Genomic DNA, 24,343 nt, shown 5'->3' with positions numbered 1-24,343 from the left:
ATGAGCGAAATTAAAGACGTGATTGTCCAGGGGTTATGGAAAAATAACTCCGCGCTTGTGCAACTACTCGGGATGTGTCCGCTGTTGGCCGTCACTTCTACCGCAACTAACGCGCTGGGTCTTGGACTTGCGACTACGCTCGTCCTGACGCTGACCAACCTGACGATTTCAGCCCTTCGCCGCTGGACACCGCCAGAAATTCGTATTCCGATTTATGTCATGATTATCGCCTCCGTGGTGAGTGCGGTACAGATGTTGATCAATGCCTACGCCTTCGGCCTGTATCAGTCTCTGGGCATCTTCATCCCGCTGATTGTAACCAACTGCATTGTTGTTGGCCGTGCAGAAGCCTTCGCCGCCAAAAAGGGCCCTGCGTTATCCGCACTTGATGGTTTCTCCATCGGCATGGGCGCAACAGGTGCCATGTTTGTTCTGGGCTCGCTGCGTGAAATAATTGGTAACGGTACACTGTTTGATGGTGCAGACGGTTTGTTGGGTAGCTGGGCCAAAGTCTTGCGCATTGAGATCTTCCATACTGATACGCCGTTTCTGCTGGCCATGCTGCCACCGGGCGCGTTTATTGGCCTGGGTCTGATGCTGGCAGTGAAGTATCTGATTGATGAGAAAATGAAGAAACGTCGTGCCGAGGCGGCTGTCGTGGACAGTCCCGCGGGTGAAACAGGGAATGCGTAATGAACAAAGCAAAACGTCTGGAAATACTGACGCGTCTGCGGGATAACAACCCGCATCCGACAACCGAGCTCAATTTTACATCGCCGTTTGAACTGTTGATTTCGGTCTTGCTCTCCGCACAAGCGACCGATGTCAGCGTCAATAAAGCGACAGCTAAGCTATACCCCGTCGCCAATACGCCGGCTGCGATGCTGGAGCTCGGTGTTGAAGGTGTTAAGTCCTACATCAAGACAATCGGTTTGTTTAACAGCAAAGCAGAAAACGTAATTAAAACCTGCCGCATTCTGCTGGAACAACATAATGGTGAAGTGCCAGAAGACCGTGCGGCGTTAGAAGCTCTCCCCGGCGTTGGGCGAAAGACGGCTAATGTGGTGTTAAATACCGCCTTTGGCTGGCCCACTATCGCTGTAGATACCCACATTTTTCGCGTCTGTAATCGCACGCAATTCGCCCCGGGTAAAAACGTCGAGCAGGTTGAAGAGAAGCTGCTGAAAGTCGTACCCAGTGAATTTAAAGTCGATTGCCATCACTGGTTAATTCTTCATGGTCGCTACACCTGCATCGCCAGAAAGCCGCGCTGTGGTTCCTGTATTATTGAAGATCTCTGCGAATTCAAAGAGAAAGTCGATATCTAATGCTGCCGGGGCATCCTCCTCGCCCCTTACATACATAACGATTAGTTATGCACTCCCCTGCGTTTATTTTCCCGACAATGATGCCATTCAATTGCTCATATCTAATGCAATATTCTTGTTAATTAACACCTGAGCAGGTTAATCGTTTTTTTAGCAAAAGAAATTTCTATCTATACGTGATCCAGATCATCCAGCTAACACAATGTTAATAAATTTTTATTTTTTAGTTAAGGTGACAATTAGATGACCTAACTGCACAGTTTCTAAACAAAACATTACACTGCCTATTTTTCAGATAATGGCCTATATCACTGGATTCAACCTTAAATAGCAGAACATATCGCCACATTGCGGTTATGGCGGTGATTAAACAGTGTAAAAATCTGCCTTTTTAGAAATGAAGAAATTTAACGCTAGATAACATTTCACAGCCCCGACGATTTCACCAGTCATGATATATGTAACAGATTATTACAAACCACTTGTCTGAATGGTCAAGATAGTGAACATTACTTGCCGTTTCCCCTCCCACTATAACAATCGGACGGATGAACTTGACTCATCACGTACCTGAACACCCCCGTTGATATGGGATGTAAAAAAAGAGGTAAAAGTGTCTACTGCAAACAATAAACCAACAGAAAGCGTAAGTTTAAACGCCTTCAAACAACCAAAAGCGTTCTATCTCATTTTCTCTATTGAGCTGTGGGAACGTTTTGGTTATTACGGCCTGCAAGGGATTATGGCCGTCTACCTAGTTAAACAGCTGGGTATGTCAGAAGCGGATTCCATCACCCTTTTCTCGTCCTTTAGCGCCCTGGTGTACGGTCTGGTTGCCATTGGCGGCTGGTTAGGTGACAAAGTTCTGGGAACAAAACGTGTCATTATGCTGGGTGCCGTTGTGCTGGCCATCGGTTATGCGTTGGTAGCATGGTCCGGTCACGATGCGGGTATCGTTTATATGGGCATGGCGGCCATCGCGGTCGGTAACGGCCTGTTTAAAGCAAACCCATCCTCCCTGCTCTCTACCTGCTATGCCAAAGATGACCCGCGTCTTGATGGTGCATTTACCATGTACTACATGTCCGTCAACATCGGTTCATTCTTCTCTATGCTGGCAACACCGTGGTTGGCTGCGCGCTACGGCTGGAGCACCGCGTTCGCTCTGAGCGTCGTGGGTATGCTGATTACCGTTGTTAACTTCGCATTCTGTCAGCGCTGGGTTAAACAGTACGGTTCTAAACCTGACTTTGAACCGATCAACTTCCGTAACCTGCTGCTGACCATTGCTGGCGTTGTGGTACTGATCGCGATTGCAACCTGGTTGCTGCACAACCAGCAGATCGCACGTATGGTTCTGGGTGTCATTGCGCTGGGTATCGTCTTCATCTTCGGTAAAGAAGCCTTCACCATGCACGGTGCTGCGCGTCGCAAAATGATCGTCGCCTTCATCCTGATGCTGGAAGCGATTATCTTCTTCGTGCTGTACAGCCAGATGCCGACCTCACTGAACTTCTTTGCGATTCGTAACGTTGAGCACTCTATTCTTGGCATTGCTTTCGAACCTGAACAGTACCAGGCACTGAACCCGTTCTGGATCATCATTGGTAGCCCAATCCTCGCTGCTATCTATAACAAGATGGGCGATACCCTGCCAATGCCGACCAAGTTTGCGATTGGTATGGTGCTGTGTTCCGGTGCGTTCCTGATCCTGCCACTGGGCGCGAAATTCGCTACCGATGCGGGCATCGTTTCCGTTAACTGGCTGATTATCTGCTACGGTCTGCAAAGTATCGGTGAGCTGATGATCTCCGGTCTGGGTCTGGCAATGGTGGCACAGTTGGTTCCGCAACGCCTGATGGGCTTCATCATGGGTAGCTGGTTCCTGACCACTGCCGGTGCAAACATCATCGGTGGCTACGTAGCTAACATGATGGCTGTACCAGAGAACGTGACTGACCCGCTGATGTCCCTTGAAGTCTACGGTCGTGTGTTCCTGCAGATTGGTGTCGCAACGGCTGTTATCGCTGTTCTGATGCTGCTGACGGCTCCGAAACTGAACCGTATGACTCAGGACGATGACGTCAATGAGAAAGCCTCTAAGGCCGCGACAGCGTAATTCTCAGGGAAACTCATTTTCAGGCCGCTAACTGTTGTTAGCGGCTTTTTTTTTGCCTGAGGTAGCACTACCATACGATATACCTCAGCCAAAAGGAGTTACCGATGAAACTGTTCTACAAACCGGGCGCTTGTTCTCTCGCTTCCCACATCACACTTCGTGAGAGCGGTAAAGATTTCACGCTGGATGGTGTTGATCTGATGAAGAAACGTCTGGAAAATGGCGATGATTTTTTCGCGGTAAACCCAAAAGGGCAAGTTCCCGCACTGTTGCTGGATGACGGTACGCTACTTACCGAAGGTGTCGCCATCATGCAATACCTGGCGGACAGCGTGCCAGACCGCCAGCTCCTTGCCCCTACCAGCAGCCTCTCCCGTTACAAAACCATCGAATGGCTTAACTACATTGCGACTGAACTGCATAAAGGCTTTACGCCACTGTTCCGTCCCGATACGCCGGAAGACTTTAAGCCAACCGTTCGTGCGCTGCTGGAGAAAAAAATGCAGTATGTGAACGACTCGCTGAAAGATAACCAATGGATCTGCGGCCCGCGCTTCAGCATCGCCGATGCCTATCTGTTTACCGTACTGCGTTGGGCCTATGCGGTTAAGCTGAATATGGCAGGATTAAGTAATATTGACGCCTATATGGCGCGAATGGCTGAACGCCCGGCGGTTGCCGCTGCGCTGAAAGCAGAAGGCTTAAATTAATTGTTGTTGCCGGGTGGCACTTGCACATACCCGGCCTACAGCTAAAAATATGCCCGATAAGCGTGAGCGCCATCGGGCATCGATTACAGCTGCGTTGCGCTAAAGTAGTGTTCAGGCTTGGCGATACGGTCCTGCGCGGCCACGACCTGCAGCTCATACTCGTGCATCTCTTTGGTAGTGATCATCACTTCGTACACCGCCGCAGTCACATGCTCAAGCGCCTGTTGTAAAGATGCGCCCTGCAGCAGTTTCACCAGCAACAAGCCACTCGTCACATCACCCACACCAACCGGTTGACGTGCGCCAAAATCGACTAACGGACGACTGATATGCCACGCCTGTTCAGCGGTGACCAGCAGCATTTCGAAACGGTCGGTGCTGATACCTGCGCGTGCCAGATGCTTCACCAGTACAATTTCAGGTCCCTGAGCGATCAGTTCACGCGCTGCTGCAACGGCCTCGTCGACATTGTTCACCGCATGCTCGCACAGAATTTCGAGTTCAACCAGATTCGGGGCAATAATGTCACTGGCCGGGAGCGCATGGCGTACATGAAATTCCGCCACTCCGGGTGCGACAATACACCCCTTTTCAGGGTGTCCCATCACCGGATCGCAAAAGTATTTTGCCTGCGGGTTTGCCGCTTTTACCTTGCGAACAATACCCAGAATATGCTCGCCCTGTTCTGCTGAACCAAGATAGCCGCTCAGTACTGCGTCACAGGTCTGGAGTTTATCAATATCAGCAATGCCCTGAACAATTTCAGTCAGGTGGCTCGGCGGCATAACGCAACCGGTCCATTTGCCATACTGCGTGTGGTTTGAAAACTGAACGGTATTCAGCGGCCAGACATTTGCGCCAAGACGACGCATCGGAAATTCTGCTGCACTGTTGCCCGCATGACCAAAAACAACGTGGGACTGGATGGCGAGGATATTCTTCATTTTACTTACCACAACCCTGAAAAAATAAAGGGGCGTAGTTTCCCACGCCCCTGCTAACTCAATCTTACTTCCAGCAAATCAGACAATAGTTCTTCTTGCCACGACGCAGTAAGGTATAGCGCCCGAACAGGATATCACTATCCTGGAAGAAATATTCCGGATCGGACTGCTTCTCACCGTTGATGGTTACCGCGTTTGACGCAATGGTCTTACGTGCCTGACCGCGAGAAGGTTGCAGCTCGGAGTCCACCAGCGCCTGCATCAAATCGGCACCTTTGTCCATCTCGATCATCGGCACGCCATCCTGCGCCAGCTGTTCGAAATCTGCTTCACTCAAATCGCTGAGATTGCCGTTGAACAAGCTTTCGGTAATGCGTTTTGCCGCGACCAGACCTTCTTCACCGTGAACCAGACGCGTAACCTGTTCGGCCAGAACATACTGGGCACGCGGCGCTTTACCGCTGTTTTTATCTTCTTCTTCCAGCGCATTGATCTCTTCAATGTCCATGAAAGTAAAGAATTTCAGGAAGCGATAAACGTCCGCATCGGCGGTGTTGATCCAGAACTGGTAGAATTTGTACGGACTGGTTTTCTTCGGATCCAGCCACACTGCGCCGCCTTCCGTCTTACCGAATTTGGTGCCATCAGCTTTAGTGATCAGCGGAACAGTCAGACCAAACACCTGATTCTGGTGCAAACGACGGGTTAAATCGATACCCGAAGTAATGTTACCCCACTGGTCAGAACCACCAATCTGCAGTGCCACGCCGTGCAGTTTGTTCAGGCAGGCAAAGTCATAACCCTGCAGCAGGTTGTAAGAAAACTCGGTAAAGGAGATCCCCTGATCGTCACGGTTCAGACGCTGCTTAACCGCTTCTTTGTTGATCATCTGGTTAACGGAGAAGTGTTTGCCGATATCACGCAGGAAAGTCAGTACGTTCATACCGCCAAACCAGTCGTAGTTGTTCGCAGCAATCGCCGAGTTGTCGCCACAGTCGAAATCGAGGAACGGTGCAACCTGTTTGCGGATTTTATCCACCCACTCCTGCACGGTGTCTTCGGTATTCAGTTTACGCTCGGCGGCTTTAAAGCTCGGGTCACCAATCAGACCGGTTGCGCCACCTACCAGTGCAACAGGCTTATGGCCTGCCTGCTGGAAGCGTTTCAGGCATAACAATGGAACCAGATGCCCCAAATGCAAGCTGTCAGCGGTAGGATCGAAGCCGCAATAGAGCGCGATCGGGCCTTGCGCCAGTCGCTCTGCTAACGCTTCCTCGTCCGTCACCTGGGCCACCAGCCCCCGCTCTTGCAATTGTTTAATCAAGTTACTGCTTGCCATCAAAATCTCCATGTATAAAACGACTGCACCTTTGCCGGTACACGACTTTTCGCCTGATGCGAAAGAAACATAGAATAAAGCGCCGGATTGATCAGCACCAGCGCTTAAAACAAGAAATTTGCATCTTTAGGGGGCCAGACGATCAATTTTCCACGCGTTATCTTCGCGTTGGTATAAAAAACGATCGTGCAGACGGTTTTCACCGCCCTGCCAGAACTCCATTTGTTCAATACTCACGCGAAAGCCGCCCCAGAAACTGGGCAGAGGAACTTCCCCTTGCTGAAACTTCTGCTTCAGTTCGAGGAATTTGCTTTCGAGAATACCGCGCGCGGAGATCCGACTGGATTGTTTTGAGACCCAGGCGCCAATCTGACTGTCGCGTGGGCGACTGTGGAAGTATTTCACCACTTCGAGTGTGGAAAGACGCTCTGCCTTGCCGATCACCATCACCTGCCGTTCCAGCGTATGCCAGGGAAATAAAAGGCTGATGCGTGGATTTTTCTCGATCTGATGCGCCTTACGGCTACCAAGGTTGGTATAGAACACCAGCCCTTTGTCATCATAATGCTTGAGTAACACGATGCGCTGATACGGCTGACCATTTTCATCGACGGTCGCAACGACCATTGCGGTGGGATCGGCCAGTTTGGCATCACAGGCTTGCCCCAGCCAGCGCTCAAACAGCGCAAGGGGTTCGGCGGGAAGATCGCGGCGGCGAAGACCGCCTTTCGTGTATTCACGGCGCAGATGCGCGATTTGCTGCAATTCGTCGTTATCAGACATGATGTTGGGCTACGGATTGTCAGTGGGTGACGCTATTGTGCGCCGCCCAGGTGAAAATCTCAACGCTTCGGGTTCTGTAACTGACAGTTATTTAGCACAATTCTGTCTCGTTTATAGACCGTTGCCTCGTCGCCTTTAGACCAAAATACGTAGATACCATCGGTATAACGAGCACCTGATGCCGACACGCCCTGTTTGAGGTTCAATAGCTGATTATCATAAACAAAGCTTGCCGTCTGGCGGGTATTGTTCAGCTTCACGGTCAGCGGTTTTTCGTCGCAGCGGTATTCAAGCGTATCCGTTTGCATACGCTCGACAAATTGGTTGTACACACTACAACCGCTAAGCAGTACGGGCAGACACACTAACAACAGTTTTTTCATAGCCATATCCTGAAGACTTTCCTGGTCCTGGAGGGTAATGGCACCCTCCCTAATATCCTTAGTTTACCGGCATACCGCGCTGAATAATTTCAGTTAACTCTGAGTTCGCGGATTGGCAGGATAAATTGCCCCTAAAACACTCGGCTCTGACGCCCCCGTCACAGAAGGTAAATTTCCCGGTAATCCGGCCAGCGTTCGCCACGCCAGCCAGGCAAAGGCTAACGCTTCCATATCATCACCGCTGATCCCGGCTTCATCAGTAGAGGTAACCTCTGTACCCGGTAATAATGCCGCCAGACGCATCATCAGCAGTGGATTACGACTGCCACCACCACATACCATGAGTCGATCACAGCCGCCGCTTAACAAGACCTGCTCTGAAATGGTTACTGCCGTCAGTTCGGCAAGCGTCGCCTGTACATCTCGTGGGCTAATTCCCGGAAACTGCGCCAGATGACGCTCTATCCAGCCGTAATTAAAATACTCACGGCCGGTACTTTTCGGCGCAGGCGCGGAAAAATAAGGGTCGTTAAGCATATTCTGCAGCAACGGCAGGATCACCGTTCCTGAAATGGCCCACTGCGCATCTTTGTCGTAGGGCTGGCCACATTGCCGCCAGATCCATGCATCCATCAGCATATTGCCCGGCCCGGTGTCGTATCCGCGAACGGGTTGTTGCGGAATAAGCAGAGACAGATTGGCAATCCCGCCGATGTTTAACACCATTCGCCGTTCCGTTGGATGTGCCAGCAGTGCCTGATGAAACGCAGGAACGAGCGGTGCACCCTGCCCGCCGAGGGCGATATCACGTCGACGAAAATCGCCGACTACGGTTATCCCGGTACGCGCGACAATCTGGTTGTTATCACCAATTTGCAGCGTGTGTGGCGCAGCACCGTTCGGTTCATGCCACACGGTTTGCCCGTGGCAACCAATCGCAATGATATCCTGCGGTTTCAATTTTTCTTGCGCCAACAGCGCATTCACCGCCTCAGCAAATAGATAACCGAGCTGTGCATCTAACTGACCAAACTGAGAAAGTGTAAGCTGCTGCCCCTGGCAGATATCCAGAATCGCTTGTTTAACATGAATGGGGATGGGCCAGGTCAGACTCGCCTGCTGTGCAACCATCGTTTCATCTATTGTCGCCAGCACAACATCGACGCCATCAAGGCTGGTTCCAGACATTACACCGATAAAACGGCCCGATTTCATAGGTCATCCTTTTAAGCAAATTAGCCTTGACACTCAACCATAAAGTGTCGACTAATGCCATGCTTCCTTAATGATTTTTGGTGGCTAATCATTACAATGATCGTTTAATTACATCAATTACATGAATGATTCGTTTATACTCGGTTGATCCGATTTCGGTTAAGATTTTCATATTGTTCCAGTAGAACATGTGACCTTAGGCTCACAAATGCCATATAATTTAGCCATGAAGGGTGCTTTATTAGCGTTTCGTGGTGACAAAGGAGATTTGTAAATGATTAAACGTGTGCTGATTGTTTCATTAATGGGCGTATCTTTAGCGGGTTGCGTTAACAATGACAGCCTTTCAGGCGACGTATATACCGCATCCGAAGCGAAACAAGTTCAGAACGTTACCTACGGTACGATTGTTCATGTTCGTCCGGTGCAAATCCAGGGTGGCGATGACGCAAACGTGATTGGTGCTATTGGTGGTGCGGTACTCGGCGGGTTCCTTGGTAACACCGTCGGCGGCGGTACGGGTCGTTCATTAGCGACGGCTGCAGGTGCAGTTGCCGGTGGCGTAGCGGGTCAAGGCGTACAAGGTGCGATGAATAAAACCCAGGGTGTGGAACTGGAAATCCGTAAGGATGATGGTAATACCATCATGGTGGTTCAGAAACAGGGTGCGACCAAGTTTTCAGCCGGCCAGCGCGTTGTTATGGCTAACAACGGCAGCCAGGTTACCGTGTCGCCACGCTAATCGAATTCACGTGTGGTCAGGCTCTGGCCACACGTAACTTATCGTTTCAACCTTGTGACTGCAGTTCAATAATATTGTGTTCGAGTTTGGCAACCAGCTTAATCAGCAGATCAATTTCCTCAGCTGAAATCCCTTCCAGAATTTCTCCACGTGTTTTGTTGATCACCGCTTCCATATCAGCGATCAGCGGCTCAGCCTTCTCTGTCAGTTTAATTCTCTTAGCTCGACGATCGCTGGCGCAAGTCTGTCGTGAAATGAGTCCCTTTTCTTCCAACTGGTCAAGCGTACGTACCAACGAAGGCTGCTCGATGCCAATCGCTTTAGCCAACTGAATCTGCGATTGATCCGGCGGCAACTGATGAATGTTGTGCAGCGTAACCCAATGCGTCTGCGTCAACTCCAGAGGTTTCAGGCGATGGTCAATCAGAGCACGCCAAATGCGCACCAACCGTGCCAGATCAGAACCTAATGGCGATTCCAATTTCATCTCCTTATAATTAGCTTGCTAAGTTATTGTGCTGATTTTAGAATAGTGTGCAGCATTTGTATTCCCAAAACAAATGTATTGCCAAATTTGCTTACCGGCTGACATTTTTTCAGACATTATGCGTTACGGAGACTCATTGTCTCTTTTTTGCTAAACCTATAGCAATGCTCTCTTCCGTCAAGGATTTTGCCCGTGAAGTTTATGTTTAATGCAACAGGATTGCCCCTACAAGATTTAATGATCGGCGCATCTGTCTACTTTCCTCCTGTTTTCAAGGCGATTGTAGCAGGATTTATTCTCTGGCTGGTTGTTCATCGCCTGCTGCGCGACTGGATTTACTCCGGCGAAATCTGGCATCCCCTGCTAATGGATCTGTCACTCTTTACGCTTTGCGTATGTCTGGCCTTTGTTATGCTGATAGCGTGGTGATTATGTCGCTTAAAACCATTAAATACTTCTCAACTATTATAGTCGCTGCAATCGCAGTTTTCGCCGGATGGTGGATGTGGAATTACTATATGCAATCGCCCTGGACACGTGATGGCAAAGTACGTGCTGAGCAGGTCAGCATCACGCCGCAGGTGTCAGGCAGCATTAGCGAACTCTATATAAAAGATAACCAGTTTGTGAATAAAGGCGATGTCCTTTTTATTATCGACAAGACGCCATTTCACATTGCTGAACTGAATGCGCAAGCGCAACTGGCAAAAGCGCAGTCTGACCTGGCGAAAGCCAATAACGAAGCCAACCGCCGCCGTCATTTATCGCAAAATTACATCTCAGCCGAGGATCTGGATACCGCAAATCTCAACGTGAAAGCCATGCAGGCAAGCGTTGAAGCGGCTGAGGCCAGTTTGCGCCAGGCCCAGTGGCAGCTGACGCAAACGGTGGTCAAAGCCCCCGTAGCGGGTTGGGTCACCAATCTTTCAACCCGTAGCGGAGACTACGCCTCAACCGGTAAGCCCCTGTTTGCCCTTGTCGACAGTCACTCTTTTTATGTGATGGGATATTTTGAAGAAACCAAATTGCGCCATATTCGAGAAGGCGCACCTGCGACGATTACACTCTACAGCGGCAATGTAAAGTTACAGGGTCACGTTTCCAGTATTGGCCGTGCCATCTACGATCAAAGTGTGGAAAGTGATTCCGGCCTGATTCCCGACATCAAACCCAACGTGCCGTGGGTGCGTCTGGCGCAGCGTGTCCCGGTACGCATCGAATTCGACGCCCTGCCGCGGGAGGTCACGCTGGTGTCAGGTACAACCTGCAGCGTATCCATCGGCCAGCGTAAATGAAACTGCCCCGCCTGACACCAGGCAATTTGCCGTGGTTTAAAGCCACGGCGGCACAGTGGCGTTATGCGCTGCGTAACACCATTGCGATGTGCCTGGCGTTAACTTTTGCTTATTATCTGAATCTGGATGAGCCCTACTGGGCGATGACCTCTGCGGCGGTGGTTAGTTTTCCCACCGTTGGCGGGGTTATCAGCAAAAGTCTGGGTCGCGTGGCGGGTAGCCTACTGGGAGCCACCGCCGCACTGATTATTGCCGGTCATACTCTCAATGAGCCGTGGCTGTTTTTGCTGAGCATGTCAGTGTGGATCGGTTTTTGTACCTGGGCATGCGCGCACTTCACCAATAACGTTGCCTACGCCTTTCAACTGGCGGGTTATACGGCGGCGATCATTGCGTTTCCCATGGTCAATACCGTGGAAATTACGCAGTTATGGGATATCGCGCAGGCACGCGTGTGTGAAGTCATCGTCGGTATCCTGTGTGGCGGCGTGATGATGATGATCCTGCCCAGCACCTCCGATGGCACCACGTTACTGGCTGCATTGAAAAACATGCATTCACGTTTACTGGAACATGCCAGCCTACTCTGGCAACCAGAAACCACGGATGCCATTCGCACAGCCCATGAAGGTGTTATCGGGCAGATTCTGACCATGAACCTGCTGCGTATTCAGGCTTTCTGGAGTCATTACCGCTTTCGTCGCCAGAATGCTTTGCTCAATTCGCTGTTGCACCAGCAGTTACGGATGACCAGCGTGATTTCCAGTCTGCGCAGGATGCTGCTGAACTGGCCTAATCCGCCGTCCAACACCCGGGAAATCATTGAGCAGTTGCTCAGTGAACTAATAAAATCAAATGCGAATAGCTACACCGTCGCACGTATAATTGCCCCACTGCGGCCCGTCGATGCCCGCGACTATCGACACGTCGCCTTCTGGCAACGACTGCGTTATTTTTGTCGGCTCTACCTGCGCAGCAGTCATTATCTGCATTTACTGGAAAATGGTGTTACCGCCGAGCGTATTAATATCGCCCGCACGCCGGGACTTGCCCGTCATACCGATAATGCGGAAGCTATCTGGAGCGGGTTGCGTACGTTCTGCACTTTGATGCTTATCGGCGCATGGAGCATTGGTGCACAATGGGAATCAGGCTCTGGCGCACTCACGCTCGCCGCGATCAGCAGTGTGCTGTATTCCGCCGTTGCCACACCGTTCAAGTCGCTTTCTTTGCTGATGCGTACGCTGGTTCTACTGTCGCTATTTAGCTTTGTGGTTAAGTTTGGCCTGATGGTGCAAATTTCCGACCTCTGGCAGTTTATTCTCTTTCTCTTCCCACTACTCACCACCATGCAACTGTTGAAACTACAAATGCCTGCCCTGGCAGGTCTTTGGGGGCAGCTGATTGTATTTATGGGTTCGTTTATCGCGGTAACCAATCCGCCGGTTTATGATTTTGCTGATTTCCTGAATGACAATATGGCGAAAATCACCGGCGTGGCGCTGTCATGGCTGGCCTTCGCCATTCTGCGCCCCGGATCGGATGCACGGAAAAGTCGCCGCCATATTCGCGCCCTGCGCCGGGATTTTGTCGATCAGCTCAGCCGACATCCATCGCTCAGTGAAAACGAATTTGAATCGCTGACCTATCATCACGTCAGCCAGCTCAGCAACAGTCAGGATGCGCTGGCGCGACGCTGGTTATTACGTTGGGGGGTCGTTTTACTGAACTGCTCGCACGTAGTGTGGCAACTGCGCACCTGGGAGGCGCGTTCCGATCCACTGGCTCGCGTCAGGGACGTGTGTATCTCGCTGCTGCGCGATGTAATGAGCGAACGTGGCGTCCAGCAACGACCACTGAATGCCACGCTGAATGAGCTACAGCGCATCTGCGATACGCTTGCCCACCATCATCAACCCGCTGCGCAGGAACTGTCGGCACTGGTCTGGCGGCTACACTGCTCGCTTTCACAACTCGAACAGGCGCCGCCGCCGGGTACTCTCAGTCGTTGATTATTTGATAACACCACAGGCGTAGCGCGCTCCGCCACCGCCAAGCGGTTTCGGTTGATCGGACATATTATCGCCGCCCACATGGATCATCAGCGCTTTGCCTTTAACCTCATCGATCGTTTTCAGCCGCGGCGCAACGACCGGCGTTGTGGCGTTACCTTCGTTATTCACCACCAATAGCGGCAGGTCGCCCATATGACCTGCGCCTTCCGGGCCTTCATGTTTACCGGTTTGATGCGGATCGTAATGGCCACCAGCCGATTCTGCGGCTGACGCTTTCCCTTCTTTAATCGCGGGTTGGCAGCTGCCGTTCATATGCACATGGAAGCCATGTTCACCTGGCGGCAACGCTTTCAGATCGGGCGTAAACTCCAGCCCCTTTGCGGTTTCAGAAATAGTGACCGTACCAATCGCCTGGCCGACGCCTTGCGACGTGACCAGATTCATCGTCACTTTTTCTTCACTGGCAGCCTGCGCACCTGCACAGGCGAGTAGAGTGATGATGGCCAAACTCAAACGCTTCATAAGACCTCCGTCCAAAAGGTGTCTGATTGTTAAGTGTAAACCAGTGACACAAATTTGAACGGAGATGCGCCAAAAACGCGATTAGGGTACGTCGTAACCCAGCGCCGCTTTACGAATGCGGAACCATTGCTGGCGAGACATGTTCAGCGACTCAGACTCAATGGCAGCACGTACACGCTCTATTTTTCCTGAGCCAATAATCGGCAGCGGCTGAGACGGCAGACGTAAAATCCAGGCGTATACCACCTGCTCAATAGATTGCGCATTCAACTCTTCAGCGATCACAGCAAGCTCATTACGTAAAGGCTGGAAAGCATCATCATTAAACAGGCGACCACCGCCGAGACAGGACCAGGCCATCGGGCGAATGCGCAGCTGTTGCAGTTGATCTAAAGTACCATCCAACAGGAGCGGCTGATGTACTGGTGAAATTTCTACCTGGTTGGTCGCCAGAGTAAACGGCAGACGCGATTGCAGCAATGAGAACTGTGCCGGGGTGAAGTTGGAGACGCCAAAGTGACGCACTTTGCCACTATGGTGCAATTTTTTAAAAGCGTCGGCGACATCGTCAGCATCCATAAGCGGATCGGGACGGTGGATCAGCAGCAGATCAATATGATCGGTCGCCAGCAGCTTCAGCGACTCTTCCGCACTGGCAATAATATGTGCACTGTCGGTGATGTAGTGGCCCAGCGCATTTTCCGCGCGCGCCGTCGTCGCGATCCCGCATTTGGTCACAATCTGCATTTTTTCACGCAAATGCGGAGCCAGTTTCATTGCCTCACCAAACGCCGCTTCACACTGGTATCCACCGTAAATATCGGCGTGATCGACGGTGGTCACGCCAAGATCCAGATGCTCTTCAATAAAGCTGACTAGCTGGCACGCGGACATATTCCAGTCCATCAGGCGCCAGTACCCCATCACAAAGCGAGAAAATTCCGGGCCTTGCGGCGCAATAGTAATACGCTGAACCATAGCAGCTTCCTTTTAAGTGAATGTGCCTCGAGTATACGCAATTACGCTTTTAAAAGAGTGAAGGTTGTTGCGGTTCTTCCGAAGGGTTGGCTTTGTTTGCACGTAATTTACGCATCAGGCGCTGACGACAAAGCCGCAGCACTTCCTGCTTTTGGGTATCGCTCATCTTTTGCCAGTTAAAACGCTCATCCCGACTGCGAAAACAGGCACGGCAAAAGCCGCGTTCGTCAGACTGACATATTCCACGGCATGGGCTCTGGACGGGGAAAAACTCCAGCTGTTCGGCCACATCCCCTCCTTTAATAAGATTGATATACCTATTGAAGACGTTAACTGAATTTCTCGCAAGCGCTATTGCATTAGACCGACTGGTCTATTACACTCCTTCCCATGAACAAAATCACTGAACACGATACACGCGAACATCTGCTGGCGACTGGCGAACTGCTGTGTATGCAGCGCGGCTTCACCGGCATGGGGTTAAGCGAACTACTGAAAACCGCTGAAGTACCCAAAGGTTCGTTTTATCATTACTTTCGCTCTAAAGAAGCGTTCGGTGTCTCGATGCTGGAACGCCACTATGCGGCCTATCATCGGCGACTGGCTACGCACTTTGATACGGGAGCGGGAAACTACCGCGATCGCATTCTGGCCTACTATCAGGAAACCCTGAACCAGTTTAGCCAGCACGGCATTATTAGCGGCTGTTTAACTGTAAAACTGTCTGCCGAAGTGTGCGATCTGTCAGAAGATATGCGCACAGCGATGGATAAAGGCGCGCGGCACATTATTGTGCTGTTAGCGCAGGCGCTGGAGAAAGGTCAGGCCAGCCATTGTCTGTCTTTTGTTGGCGAGCCGTTACAGCAGGCGCAGGTACTGTATGCGCTGTGGCTTGGCGCCAACCTGCAGGCCAAGATTTCTCGTAGCGCCACTCCGCTGGAAAATGCGCTGGCGCACGTTAAAAACATCATCACAGCGCCTGCCGTTTAACAGGCGTTTTTATTTTCTTCATTACTAGACGACCGGTCTATTCAGGAGTGCCACATGTCATCTGAAAAACTGTTTTCCCCACTGAAAGTGGGTGCCATTACGGCAGCAAACCGCGTATTTATGGCGCCACTGACGCGTCTGCGCAGTATTGAGCCTGGCGACATCCCTACTCCGCTGATGGCCGAGTATTACCGTCAACGCGCCAGCGCGGGTCTTATCATCAGCGAAGCGACGCAGATTTCCGCACAGGCGAAAGGCTATGCCGGAGCACCCGGCTTACACAGCGAAGCGCAAATTGCCGCATGGAAGAAAATCACTGCTGCCGTACACGCTGAGCAAGGTCATATTGCTGTCCAGTTGTGGCACACTGGACGCATCTCTCACGCCAGTCTGCAGCCAAACGGTCAAGCTCCAGTTGCACCTTCCGCGATTAGCGCTGGAACCCGCACCTCGCTGCGCGATGAAAACGGCCTGGCAACGCGTGCCGATACCTCAATGCCGCGTGCGCTGGAAACCGAAGAGATTCCGGGCATCGTTAATGACTTCCGTCAGGCGATAGCCAATGCGCGCGAAGCGGGTTTCGATATGGTTGAACTGCACTCTGCCCACGGCTACCTGCTGCACCAGTTCCTGTCGCCAACGTCTAACCAGCGTACTGATCAATACGGTGGCAGCGTCGAAAATCGTGCGCGTCTGGTACTGGAAGTGGTTGATGCCGGAATTAAAGAATGGGGTGCCGATCGCATTGGTATTCGCGTCTCCCCGATTGGCACTTTCCAGAACGTAGACAATGGTCCAAACGAAGAAGCCGATGCGCTGTATCTGATTGAACAATTGGGCAAGCGTGGAATCGCTTACCTGCACATGTCTGAGCCGGACTGGGCCGGTGGCGAGCCGTATTCCGATGCGTTCCGCGAAAAAGTGCGCGCGCGCTTCCACGGCCCTATCATTGGTGCTGGTGCTTACACCCCAGAAAAAGCAGAAGCGCTGATCGAGAAAGGTCTGATCGACGCCGTTGCTTTTGGTCGCGCCTATATTGCTAACCCGGATCTGGTGGCGCGTCTGCAACGCAAAGCAGAACTGAATCCGCAACGTGCCGAGAGCTTCTACGGCGGCGGCGCGGAAGGTTACACCGACTATCCTACCCTCTAACGTCACAATCTCCGTTCTGCCATTGATAGCGGCGTAACAACGCCGCTATACTAAAACAACATTTTGAATGTATTAGCCATTTTCGAAGGGGAAAAAGATGCGTTTACTCCATACCATGCTGCGCGTGGGTGACCTGCAGCGTTCCATCGAGTTTTATACCAACGTGCTGGGCATGAAGCTGCTGCGTACCAGCGAAAACCCTGAATACAAGTACTCTCTGGCTTTTGTCGGCTACGGTCCTGAAACCAGTGAAGCAGTAATCGAACTGACCTATAACTGGGGTGTCGACAAGTATGATCTGGGTACTGCCTATGGCCATATCGCCCTGAGCGTAGACAACGCGGCTGAAGCCTGTGAACGTATTCGCCAGAATGGCGGTAACGTAACGCGTGAAGCAGGTCCAGTAAAAGGCGGCACCACAGTGATTGCGTTCGTTGAAGATCCGGACGGCTACAAAATTGAGCTGATCGAAGAGAAAGACGCCGGGCGCGGCCTGGGCGATTAATCACCCCCTCGGGCGCAGATCGTCTGTGCCCATAGTTTTATACTCATCATTTTGCCATAATACGCGCTGCAATTTTCCCGTATTAAGAGACCCAGATGTCCGATAACGCTCAACTTTCCGGTCTGTGTGACCGTTTTCGTGGTTTTTATCCTGTCGTCATTGATGTCGAAACCGCAGGGTTCAATGCCAAAACCGATGCGCTGCTTGAGATTGCCGCCATCACACTGAAAATGGATGAACAAGGCTGGCTGATGCCGGACACGACGTTACATTTCCACGTAGAGCCGTTTGAAGGTGCCAATTTGCAACCGGAAGCGCTCGCCTTTAACGGTATTGACCCTAACAATCCGCTACGCGGTGCGGTCAACGAATATGATGCTCTGCATGCCATCTTCAAAATGGTGCGTAAAGGCATTAAAGATAGCGGCTGCAATCGGGCAATCATGGTGGCGCATAACGCTACGTTCGACCACAGTTTCATGATGGCTGCAGCAGAACGCGCCTCGCTCAAACGTAATCCGTTCCACCCATTTGTAACCTTTGATACAGCGGCATTAAGCGGTCTGTCTCTGGGGCAGACGGTGTTGTCAAAAGCGTGCCTGGCGGCGGGAATGGAGTTTGACGGGAATCAGGCGCACTCGGCGCTGTATGACACCGAACGCACGGCCGTGCTGTTTTGCGAAATCGTTAACCGCTGGAAACGTCTCGGCGGTTGGCCTCTTCCCGTGCCTGAAGAAGCGTAACGGCGACATAAAAAAAGCGACCATTTCAGGTCGCTTTTTTACTTCTGCTGGTATTACTCAGCGTCCGGCTCTTCGGTTTTGTATTTCGCTGCTGTTTCTTTAATCAGCTGCTGCAACTCACCGCGCTGGTACATTTCGATCAGAATGTCACAACCGCCAACCAGCTCACCATCAACCCACAGCTGTGGGAAAGTTGGCCAGTTTGCGTATTTCGGCAGTTCGGCGCGAATATCCGGGTTCTGCAGAATATCAACATAAGCAAAGCGTTCACCACAGGCTGACAGCGCCTGCACAGCCTGTGCGGAGAAACCGCAGCTTGGCAGTTTAGGGGAACCTTTCATGTACAGGAGAATCGGGTTTTCAGCGATCTGGCGCTGGATTTTTTCGATAGTGGTGCTCATTATCTTGCTTCCTTAAACTTCTTTTACGGCAGTAGTCTGACATTGTAACGGGTCAGACAGGCAACGGAAAATAACATTTTCATTACGCGTTATTATTTTATCCCCTGACGCTAAAAGTTGCATTCACAATCTCACTTATCCCCTTCAAACATGTGGATTTGATTATCTGTTCACCAATTCTATCTCTATTTGCTGTTTTTTTTTGCGGTCGGTTACGAAACGCAGTTTTAAACTAAAAAAGCTATTAACTTTCCCTCTTTCTATAGATTAGAATCGTCAAGTTTTGAAAATCACACGCAGGCACGATAGACCTGCCTTACCAGAGGACTGCTCAGTGGCGCGGATAAACCGAATCTCGATCACGCTCTGTGCTTTACTTTTTACTACACTGCCCTTTACGCCTATGGCTCATGCTTCCAAGCAGGCCAGGACGACACCTACCAATTCTCACACCATCAAAACGGTAGATAAAAAGAAAAGCGCAACAACCAGCCAAAAAACAACAAAGACCAGTAAGAAAACGGCGACAAAAACCACCAGCAAAACCAGCACCAAAACCGCTTCCTCTTCTAAAAAACGCACTGCCACTCCGGCAAAGTCGACTAAAACTGCAAATCGCCGTGGTAAAACTGCCGCAGCACAAACCGCAGCCGTTACCTGGACGGAAAAATGCACACCGCGCAAAGGTCATAAACCACGCTGCGTGAAGGTGAAAACCACTGCACCGACTACGCTTGCTGATGCACATAAAGTGAAAGTGCAGAAAGCGACTAAAACCGCTATGTCCACCTTGATGAACCAAATCGGCAAACCTTATCGTTGGGGCGGCTCCTCGCCAAGAACCGGGTTTGACTGCAGCGGTCTGGTTTATTACGCCTATAAAGATCTGGTGAAGTTCCGCATTCCGCGTACCGCGAATGAAATGTACCATCTGCGTGATGCCGCACCAATTGAACGTGGCGAACTGAAAAATGGTGATCTGGTATTCTTTCGTACCCAGGGTCGCGGAACAGCCGATCACGTCGGCGTCTACGTCGGCAACGGTAAGTTTATTCAGTCACCGCGCAGCGGGCAGGAAATTCAAATCACCTCTCTGAGCGAAGATTACTGGCAGCGCCACTATGTGGGCGCTCGTCGGGTAATGACGCCAAAAACAATTCGCTAAAAACTTACCCTACAGAACATGCTGTAGGGTAAGTTCTTCTTTTGCATAACCTTTCAATTTGCTACCCTATCCTTACTCACAATGAGGCTATTGTGTGTACTCAATATAAATAATAAGGAGAGAAGCAATGTCGTTTGAATTACCTGCATTACCGTATGCCAAAGATGCTCTGGCACCGCACATTTCTGCCGAAACGCTGGAATATCACTATGGCAAACACCATCAAACCTACGTGACCAATCTGAACAATCTGATTAAAGGCACGGCGTTTGAAGGCAAATCACTGGAAGAGATCGTTCGTAGCTCTGAAGGCGGTGTATTCAATAACGCAGCACAAGTATGGAACCACACGTTCTACTGGAACTGCCTGGCACCGAACGCCGGTGGCGAACCAACCGGTAAACTGGCTGATGCAATTGCCGCCTCCTTTGGCAGCTTTGCAGATTTCAAAGCGCAATTCACCGATGCCGCTATCAAAAACTTCGGTTCTGGCTGGACCTGGCTGGTTAAAGGAACGGATGGCAAACTGGCAATCGTCTCCACCTCCAACGCAGGTACTCCGCTGACCACCGACGCGACGCCGCTGATGACCGTTGACGTATGGGAACACGCCTACTACATCGATTATCGCAATGCCCGTCCTGGCTACCTGGAACATTTCTGGGCGCTGGTGAACTGGGAATTTGTTGCGAAGAACTTCGCAGCATAAAAAAGATAACGCAGAAGGACTTCCTTCTGCGTTTTTGCATTAATTCGCGGTAGTGAAAGCCTCTTCAGGCTGTCTTCTTGCGGAAATGAACACCAGCAGCAGCGCAAGACCCGCCACAATCGCCCCCATTACCGGTACAAAACTGTAGCCCAGGCCGCCAGATATTACCGCCCCACCGGCCGCAGCCCCCAGAGCGTTCCCCAGATTAAACGCGCCAATATTGACTGACGATGATAATCCAGGTGCTTCGCTGGCAACGCGCATCACACGCATCTGCAACGGTGGAACGACCGCAAACGTCGCCGCGCCCCAGACCACCATACTGACCGCCGCTCCCAGCTCATTACGCGCAAGGAAAGGAATGGCCAGCATAATAACCATCAGCAGCAGTAAAAAGCCTTTCAGCGTACCGTTGACTGAACGGTCAGCCAGTTTGCCGCCAAAATAGTTACCGATCGAGAAGCCAACGCCTATCAACACCAGCATGCCGGTAACAAATGCCGGTGTAGCATGAGTGATAGTATGCAGAACCGGCGAGATGTAGGTATAAAGCGTGAACATCGCCCCAGCACCCAGTACGGTAGTCAGTAACGCCGACAGCACCTGTGGGCGCATAAGTACCGACAGTTCGCTACGGACATCCGGGCGCTCTCCTGCTCCACCCTTGGGTAATGAGAAGAACAGGCTGACCATCGCAATGACACCCAGCCCCGCAGTGGCCATAAACGACATGCGCCAGCCGATGGTTTCACCAAGCCAGGTCGCCGCCGGAACGCCGCCAATATTGGCGATGGTTAACCCCATAAACATCGTTGCCACAGCGCTGGCCTGCTTATGTTTGGGTACCACACTGGCTGCAACCACAGAACCGAGACCAAAAAAGGCCCCATGGTTAAGACTGGTCAAAATACGCGATAGCATCAGCGTGGTGTAATCCGGTGAGATAGCCGAAAGCACATTACCCAGCGTGAAAATCGCCATCAGGAATATCAAAGCATTACGTCGCGCACGATGAGACAGCAGCAATGTCATCAGCGGTGCACCTACCATCACACCTACCGCATAAGCGCTGATCAGCATGCCAGCCGCCGGAATCGAGACGTCCACACCTTTGGCAATGACGGGCAACAACCCCATTGGCGAAAACTCGGTGGTGCCAATACCAAACGCCCCGATTGCCAGCGCCAGTAAAGGGTAATTGATTTTCATATTTCGACTCCGTATCGTCGAGCCGTGGCACGACATAAAATAAGAGTCAAAAGCATGACATTGATCGCAAAATTAATAAAGTTAACAAAACTGCAAAAGACTTTTGCTTATTCGCAAACAATAGAGGGGAAAAACGAATCGAAGGGATGAGGGAGAGCTAACTCCCTCGGGGAAATCAATGCAGCGCTGCGGTCAGGCCACCCGCGACGATCAATCCCAGAACAATTATGGTAGTCACTAACGAAAATTTCAGATCGGTGCTCATCAAGTTTTCTCCTTTTTATTCCCACACAAAAAGTGATATTGCGCATTTTTACACACTTGAAAGCAAAAATCTCTCACGATTTATATTGATAACTGCTTTTAACTCTTCCCCTTTTCGTTAAGATCAGACAAAATTCCACGCTTACTTGATTAGCGTACCGGCCATTGACCCCTTCCTGACGTTCCGTGTCGTTTTCCCGGCGTGCCGCAACCCTTACGTTGCGATAAGGGTGTGTAAAGGCAAACGTTTACCTGGAGTATTCTCAGGAGCTTAGGATATGGTCTGGAGTGAGATGTAATGGCAACAATTAAAGATGTAGCGAAGCGAGCAAACGTTTCCACTACAACCGTATCACACGTAATTAACAAGACGCGCTTTGTCGCGGAAGAAACACGTAATGCTGTCTGGGCAGCAATCAAAGAACTGCACTATTCTCCGAGCGCAGTTGCCCGCAGCCTGAAGGTAAATCACACCAAGTCTATCGGCTTGCTGGCGACCAGCAGCGAAGCGGCCTATTTCGCCGAAATTATCGAAGCCGTTGAGAAAAACTGTTTCCAGAAAGGCTATACCCTGATCCTGGGTAACGCATGGAACAGTCTCGAAAAACAGCAGGCTTATCTGTCGATGATGGCGCAAAAGCGCGTTGATGGTCTGCTGGTGATGTGTTCTGAGTATCCGGAGTCGCTGCTTTCGATGCTCGAAGAGTATCGCCATATCCCGATGGTCGTCATGGACTGGGGCGAAGCAAAAGCCGACTTTACCGACACAGTCATTGATAACGCCTTCGAAGGCGGTTACATGGCGGGCCGGTATCTGGTAGAACGCGGTCATCGTGAGATTGGCGTGATCCCTGGCCCAATGGAACGTAACACCGGGGCTGGGCGTCTGGCTGGCTTTATGAAAGCGATGGAAGAAGCGCTGATTAAAGTGCCTGAAAACTGGATTGTTCAGGGCGATTTCGAGCCTGAATCCGGCTATCGCGCCATGCAGCAAATTCTGTCGCAGTCTCATCGTCCGACCGCGGTATTCTGCGGTGGCGATATTATGGCAATGGGTGCGCTGTGCGCCGCTGACGAAATGGGACTGCGCGTACCGCAGGATGTCTCACTCATCGGCTACGACAACGTGCGCAACGCCCGCTTCTTCACGCCGGCCTTGACGACCATTCACCAGCCGAAGGATTCACTGGGTGAAACGGCCTTCAACATGCTGTTAGACCGTATCGTGAATAAACGTGAAGAGTCACAGTCTATCGAGGTGCATCCGCGCCTGGTTGAGCGTCGCTCCGTTGCCGACGGTCCGTTCCGCGATTACCGCCGTTAAGCCTGTTGTGCGGGAGTCTCATCTGGCTCCCGCAGCCATTCCTTGTTCAACGTTTCACTATCCCCTAAATAGTCCAGCAGCCAACTCAATGCCGGTGACGTATCGTTCTGCTGCCATGTCAGACAACATGCGGCATCAGGAAAGGGGTTCTCCAGTTGCAACGCAACCCATTTACCACTATCGATCCACGGCTTGGCAAAATGCGTCGGTACCATGCCCACGCACAATCCCGCGGACAAACAGGTCGCAGAAGATTCCCAGTCCGGCACGACGATGCGCTTTTGGTTGTCCAGCAGCCAGGTAATACGCTTCGGCAATGTTCGGGAGGTATCTTCGCGCACCAGTGACGGCCAGTTGCGCAACGTGTCATCACTTAACGGTCCAGGCATTGACGCCAGTGGGTGATGACTGGCTACCACGCAGCTCCAGCTCAGCATTCCCATATCGCGGAAGGTATAGCGCCCCCCGACCGGAATGGCCTGTGTGGCCCCGATGGCCAGCTCCACACGCCCATCAGACAGTGCGTCCCACACGCCGTTAAACACTTCCTGAAAAACTAACAACTCCACATCATCAAAGTGACGGTAGAAATCCACGATCATCTGTCGGGTACGATCCGGGCGGACAATGTTATCGACGGCGATCGCCAGCTGTCCGCGCCAGCCGTTGGCAATTTGCTGACATTGCTGGCGCGTGATCTGCATTTTTTTGATAACAGAGCGGCCTTCTTTTAAAAACCATGCCCCGGCAGGCGTTAATTCCACATCCCGATGGCGTCGCTCAAAAAGTGGCACCGCTAGCCATTCTTCCAGCTGGCGCACGGTGTAGCTTACCGCCGAAGGTACACGGTGCAGCTCCTGCGCGGCCGAACTAAAACTGCCGTTACGCGCAACCGCATCAACCACTTCAAGTGAATATTCCGACCACATATTCTGCCTGCAAAAAATTTGAAATCAGTAAGCAAATATTAGCGTTTCACAGCGAGAATTACACTCACTACACTCAGCGGCATTGTTCTACT

At 51.4% G+C, this 24,343-nt stretch carries 27 protein-coding genes and 1 pseudogene; 15 read left to right on the top strand and 13 right to left on the bottom strand.

Annotation, left to right across the window (positions count from 1 at the left end):
* From OGY09_RS19620 to gstA, 4 genes are all read left to right on the top strand, one after another.
* Positions 1–693, top strand: coding sequence for an electron transport complex subunit E (locus OGY09_RS19620; RefSeq protein WP_032943332.1), 693 nt, complete (start codon positions 1–3; stop codon positions 691–693).
* The gene (gene nth / locus OGY09_RS19615; protein WP_003029161.1) at positions 693–1,328 is read left to right on the top strand and encodes an endonuclease III; all 636 of its coding nucleotides are present in this window, start codon (positions 693–695) and stop codon (positions 1,326–1,328) included. Before OGY09_RS19620 ends, nth begins: the two co-directional genes overlap by 1 nt.
* Before the next feature lie 613 nt (positions 1,329–1,941).
* Positions 1,942–3,447, top strand: a complete 1,506-nt coding sequence (dtpA, locus tag OGY09_RS19610; RefSeq protein WP_020996425.1) for a dipeptide/tripeptide permease DtpA — start codon at positions 1,942–1,944, stop codon at positions 3,445–3,447.
* A gap of 104 nt (positions 3,448–3,551) precedes the next feature.
* Positions 3,552–4,157, top strand: coding sequence for a glutathione transferase GstA (gene gstA / locus OGY09_RS19605; protein ID WP_003832787.1), 606 nt, complete (start codon positions 3,552–3,554; stop codon positions 4,155–4,157).
* Positions 4,158–4,240: 83 nt separating this feature from the next.
* On the opposite strand, the gene pdxY is transcribed toward gstA, so the two are convergent.
* The 5 genes from pdxY to anmK form a co-directional block, all read right to left on the bottom strand.
* Positions 4,241–5,101 (bottom strand): pyridoxal kinase PdxY, encoded by an 861-nt coding sequence (gene pdxY, locus OGY09_RS19600; protein WP_008784675.1) that lies wholly within the window; start codon positions 5,099–5,101, stop codon positions 4,241–4,243.
* Between the two features lie 64 nt (positions 5,102–5,165).
* A complete protein-coding gene (gene tyrS / locus OGY09_RS19595) occupies positions 5,166–6,440 on the bottom strand; it encodes a tyrosine--tRNA ligase (RefSeq protein ID WP_020996426.1) in 1,275 nt (424 codons plus the stop codon).
* A 126-nt stretch (positions 6,441–6,566) separates the two neighbouring features.
* Positions 6,567–7,223, bottom strand: coding sequence for a pyridoxamine 5'-phosphate oxidase (pdxH, locus tag OGY09_RS19590; protein WP_003029169.1), 657 nt, complete (start codon positions 7,221–7,223; stop codon positions 6,567–6,569).
* A gap of 59 nt (positions 7,224–7,282) precedes the next feature.
* Complete coding sequence (mliC, locus tag OGY09_RS19585) at positions 7,283–7,612, bottom strand: C-type lysozyme inhibitor (RefSeq protein WP_003029170.1); 330 nt, start codon at positions 7,610–7,612, stop codon at positions 7,283–7,285.
* Positions 7,613–7,699: 87 nt separating this feature from the next.
* Positions 7,700–8,821, bottom strand: coding sequence for an anhydro-N-acetylmuramic acid kinase (gene anmK, locus OGY09_RS19580; protein WP_032943330.1), 1,122 nt, complete (start codon positions 8,819–8,821; stop codon positions 7,700–7,702).
* A gap of 274 nt (positions 8,822–9,095) precedes the next feature.
* On the opposite strand from anmK, the gene slyB reads away from it, so the two are divergent.
* The gene (gene slyB / locus OGY09_RS19575; RefSeq protein ID WP_003029175.1) at positions 9,096–9,563 is read left to right on the top strand and encodes an outer membrane lipoprotein SlyB; all 468 of its coding nucleotides are present in this window, start codon (positions 9,096–9,098) and stop codon (positions 9,561–9,563) included.
* A gap of 46 nt (positions 9,564–9,609) precedes the next feature.
* Here slyB and slyA read toward each other — a convergent pair whose 3' ends face one another.
* Positions 9,610–10,050: a transcriptional regulator SlyA gene (gene slyA / locus OGY09_RS19570; RefSeq protein WP_008784672.1), complete on the bottom strand. Its 441-nt coding sequence runs from the start codon at positions 10,048–10,050 to the stop codon at positions 9,610–9,612.
* Positions 10,051–10,242: 192 nt separating this feature from the next.
* Between slyA and OGY09_RS19565 the strand changes: the two genes are divergently transcribed.
* The 3 genes and pseudogenes from OGY09_RS19565 to OGY09_RS19555 all read left to right on the top strand — a co-directional run bounded on the left by OGY09_RS19565 (position 10,243) and on the right by OGY09_RS19555 (position 13,382).
* Entirely contained in the window at positions 10,243–10,479 is a 237-nt protein-coding gene (locus OGY09_RS19565) for a DUF1656 domain-containing protein (protein ID WP_003029180.1), read from the top strand.
* 2 nt (positions 10,480–10,481) lie between these two features.
* Positions 10,482–11,345, top strand: coding sequence for an efflux RND transporter periplasmic adaptor subunit (locus tag OGY09_RS19560; protein ID WP_032943329.1), 864 nt, complete (start codon positions 10,482–10,484; stop codon positions 11,343–11,345).
* Positions 11,342–13,382: pseudogene (locus tag OGY09_RS19555) on the top strand (FUSC family protein). The gene OGY09_RS19560 and the pseudogene OGY09_RS19555 overlap by 4 nt, the downstream one beginning before the upstream one ends.
* Here OGY09_RS19555 and sodC read toward each other — a convergent pair.
* From sodC to OGY09_RS19540, 3 genes are all read right to left on the bottom strand, one after another.
* A complete protein-coding gene (sodC, locus tag OGY09_RS19550) occupies positions 13,358–13,882 on the bottom strand; it encodes a superoxide dismutase [Cu-Zn] SodC (protein ID WP_032943327.1) in 525 nt (174 codons plus the stop codon). The pseudogene OGY09_RS19555 and the gene sodC sit on opposite strands and share 25 nt — an antisense overlap.
* A gap of 81 nt (positions 13,883–13,963) precedes the next feature.
* A complete protein-coding gene (locus tag OGY09_RS19545) occupies positions 13,964–14,860 on the bottom strand; it encodes an aldo/keto reductase (RefSeq protein ID WP_032943324.1) in 897 nt (298 codons plus the stop codon).
* A 49-nt stretch (positions 14,861–14,909) separates the two neighbouring features.
* The gene (locus OGY09_RS19540) at positions 14,910–15,149 is read right to left on the bottom strand and encodes a DUF1289 domain-containing protein (protein WP_275399011.1); all 240 of its coding nucleotides are present in this window, start codon (positions 15,147–15,149) and stop codon (positions 14,910–14,912) included.
* Positions 15,150–15,250: 101 nt separating this feature from the next.
* Here OGY09_RS19540 and OGY09_RS19535 point away from each other — a divergent pair, with 101 nt between their 5' ends.
* The 4 genes from OGY09_RS19535 to rnt all read left to right on the top strand — a co-directional run bounded on the left by OGY09_RS19535 (position 15,251) and on the right by rnt (position 18,250).
* A complete protein-coding gene (locus OGY09_RS19535) occupies positions 15,251–15,850 on the top strand; it encodes a TetR/AcrR family transcriptional regulator (protein WP_032943322.1) in 600 nt (199 codons plus the stop codon).
* Between the two features lie 54 nt (positions 15,851–15,904).
* Entirely contained in the window at positions 15,905–17,002 is a 1,098-nt protein-coding gene (locus OGY09_RS19530; RefSeq protein WP_032943320.1) for an alkene reductase, read from the top strand.
* Between the two features lie 97 nt (positions 17,003–17,099).
* Positions 17,100–17,507, top strand: coding sequence for a lactoylglutathione lyase (gene gloA / locus OGY09_RS19525; protein ID WP_003832762.1), 408 nt, complete (start codon positions 17,100–17,102; stop codon positions 17,505–17,507).
* A gap of 95 nt (positions 17,508–17,602) precedes the next feature.
* Positions 17,603–18,250 carry a ribonuclease T gene (gene rnt, locus OGY09_RS19520; RefSeq protein ID WP_032943318.1) on the top strand — a complete coding sequence of 216 codons (648 nt, stop codon included), beginning with the start codon at positions 17,603–17,605 and terminating at the stop codon, positions 18,248–18,250.
* Positions 18,251–18,303: 53 nt separating this feature from the next.
* Here rnt and grxD read toward each other — a convergent pair whose 3' ends face one another.
* On the bottom strand, positions 18,304–18,651 hold the full coding sequence (grxD, locus tag OGY09_RS19515) for a monothiol glutaredoxin 4 (RefSeq protein ID WP_003832760.1): 348 nt from the start codon (positions 18,649–18,651) through the stop codon (positions 18,304–18,306).
* Positions 18,652–18,985: 334 nt separating this feature from the next.
* On the opposite strand from grxD, the gene OGY09_RS19510 reads away from it, so the two are divergent.
* Together OGY09_RS19510 and sodB are read left to right on the top strand one after the other, a co-directional pair.
* The gene (locus OGY09_RS19510; RefSeq protein WP_003832759.1) at positions 18,986–19,816 is read left to right on the top strand and encodes a C40 family peptidase; all 831 of its coding nucleotides are present in this window, start codon (positions 18,986–18,988) and stop codon (positions 19,814–19,816) included.
* 127 nt (positions 19,817–19,943) lie between these two features.
* Entirely contained in the window at positions 19,944–20,525 is a 582-nt protein-coding gene (gene sodB, locus OGY09_RS19505; protein ID WP_003029205.1) for a superoxide dismutase [Fe], read from the top strand.
* A 39-nt stretch (positions 20,526–20,564) separates the two neighbouring features.
* Here the strand turns inward: sodB and OGY09_RS19500 are convergent, their stop codons facing one another.
* Complete coding sequence (locus tag OGY09_RS19500; RefSeq protein ID WP_032943316.1) at positions 20,565–21,734, bottom strand: MFS transporter; 1,170 nt, start codon at positions 21,732–21,734, stop codon at positions 20,565–20,567.
* 175 nt (positions 21,735–21,909) lie between these two features.
* A complete protein-coding gene (gene cydH, locus OGY09_RS19495) occupies positions 21,910–21,999 on the bottom strand; it encodes a cytochrome bd-I accessory subunit CydH (protein WP_003029209.1) in 90 nt (29 codons plus the stop codon).
* A 297-nt stretch (positions 22,000–22,296) separates the two neighbouring features.
* Here cydH and purR point away from each other — a divergent pair, with 297 nt between their 5' ends.
* Positions 22,297–23,322, top strand: a complete 1,026-nt coding sequence (gene purR, locus OGY09_RS19490) for an HTH-type transcriptional repressor PurR (protein WP_003832757.1) — start codon at positions 22,297–22,299, stop codon at positions 23,320–23,322.
* On the opposite strand, the gene punR is transcribed toward purR, so the two are convergent.
* Positions 23,319–24,251, bottom strand: coding sequence for a DNA-binding transcriptional activator PunR (gene punR / locus OGY09_RS19485; RefSeq protein WP_032943315.1), 933 nt, complete (start codon positions 24,249–24,251; stop codon positions 23,319–23,321). The two genes, purR and punR, sit on opposite strands and share 4 nt — an antisense overlap.
* Positions 24,252–24,343 lie beyond the last annotated feature (92 nt).

The sequence above is a fragment of the Citrobacter sp. Cpo071 genome, assembly GCF_030332765.1.
In the GTDB taxonomy this organism is placed as follows: domain Bacteria; phylum Pseudomonadota; class Gammaproteobacteria; order Enterobacterales; family Enterobacteriaceae; genus Citrobacter; species Citrobacter portucalensis.
The sequence above is the reverse complement of the archived record's forward strand: the minus strand, read 5'-3'. Positions and strand labels throughout refer to the sequence as shown.

Bases quoted from the DNA above. Each gene is read 5' to 3' on its own strand.
- pdxY (WP_008784675.1), bottom strand. From the start codon at position 5,101: ATGAAGAATATCCTCGCCATCCAGTCCCACGTTGTTTTTGGTCATGCG.
- sodB (WP_003029205.1), top strand. From the start codon at position 19,944: ATGTCGTTTGAATTACCTGCATTACCGTATGCCAAAGATGCTCTGGCA.
- OGY09_RS19560 (WP_032943329.1), top strand. From the start codon at position 10,482: ATGTCGCTTAAAACCATTAAATACTTCTCAACTATTATAGTCGCTGCA.
- slyA (WP_008784672.1), bottom strand. From the start codon at position 10,050: ATGAAATTGGAATCGCCATTAGGTTCTGATCTGGCACGGTTGGTGCGC.
- gstA (WP_003832787.1), top strand. From the start codon at position 3,552: ATGAAACTGTTCTACAAACCGGGCGCTTGTTCTCTCGCTTCCCACATC.
- anmK (WP_032943330.1), bottom strand. From the start codon at position 8,821: ATGAAATCGGGCCGTTTTATCGGTGTAATGTCTGGAACCAGCCTTGAT.
- sodC (WP_032943327.1), bottom strand. From the start codon at position 13,882: ATGAAGCGTTTGAGTTTGGCCATCATCACTCTACTCGCCTGTGCAGGT.
- punR (WP_032943315.1), bottom strand. From the start codon at position 24,251: ATGTGGTCGGAATATTCACTTGAAGTGGTTGATGCGGTTGCGCGTAAC.
- mliC (WP_003029170.1), bottom strand. From the start codon at position 7,612: ATGGCTATGAAAAAACTGTTGTTAGTGTGTCTGCCCGTACTGCTTAGC.
- OGY09_RS19620 (WP_032943332.1), top strand. From the start codon at position 1: ATGAGCGAAATTAAAGACGTGATTGTCCAGGGGTTATGGAAAAATAAC.
- gloA (WP_003832762.1), top strand. From the start codon at position 17,100: ATGCGTTTACTCCATACCATGCTGCGCGTGGGTGACCTGCAGCGTTCC.
- OGY09_RS19545 (WP_032943324.1), bottom strand. From the start codon at position 14,860: ATGGTTCAGCGTATTACTATTGCGCCGCAAGGCCCGGAATTTTCTCGC.
- slyB (WP_003029175.1), top strand. From the start codon at position 9,096: ATGATTAAACGTGTGCTGATTGTTTCATTAATGGGCGTATCTTTAGCG.
- grxD (WP_003832760.1), bottom strand. From the start codon at position 18,651: ATGAGCACCACTATCGAAAAAATCCAGCGCCAGATCGCTGAAAACCCG.
- purR (WP_003832757.1), top strand. From the start codon at position 22,297: ATGGCAACAATTAAAGATGTAGCGAAGCGAGCAAACGTTTCCACTACA.
- rnt (WP_032943318.1), top strand. From the start codon at position 17,603: ATGTCCGATAACGCTCAACTTTCCGGTCTGTGTGACCGTTTTCGTGGT.
- cydH (WP_003029209.1), bottom strand. From the start codon at position 21,999: ATGAGCACCGATCTGAAATTTTCGTTAGTGACTACCATAATTGTTCTG.
- OGY09_RS19530 (WP_032943320.1), top strand. From the start codon at position 15,905: ATGTCATCTGAAAAACTGTTTTCCCCACTGAAAGTGGGTGCCATTACG.
- nth (WP_003029161.1), top strand. From the start codon at position 693: ATGAACAAAGCAAAACGTCTGGAAATACTGACGCGTCTGCGGGATAAC.
- pdxH (WP_003029169.1), bottom strand. From the start codon at position 7,223: ATGTCTGATAACGACGAATTGCAGCAAATCGCGCATCTGCGCCGTGAA.
- OGY09_RS19535 (WP_032943322.1), top strand. From the start codon at position 15,251: ATGAACAAAATCACTGAACACGATACACGCGAACATCTGCTGGCGACT.
- tyrS (WP_020996426.1), bottom strand. From the start codon at position 6,440: ATGGCAAGCAGTAACTTGATTAAACAATTGCAAGAGCGGGGGCTGGTG.
- OGY09_RS19500 (WP_032943316.1), bottom strand. From the start codon at position 21,734: ATGAAAATCAATTACCCTTTACTGGCGCTGGCAATCGGGGCGTTTGGT.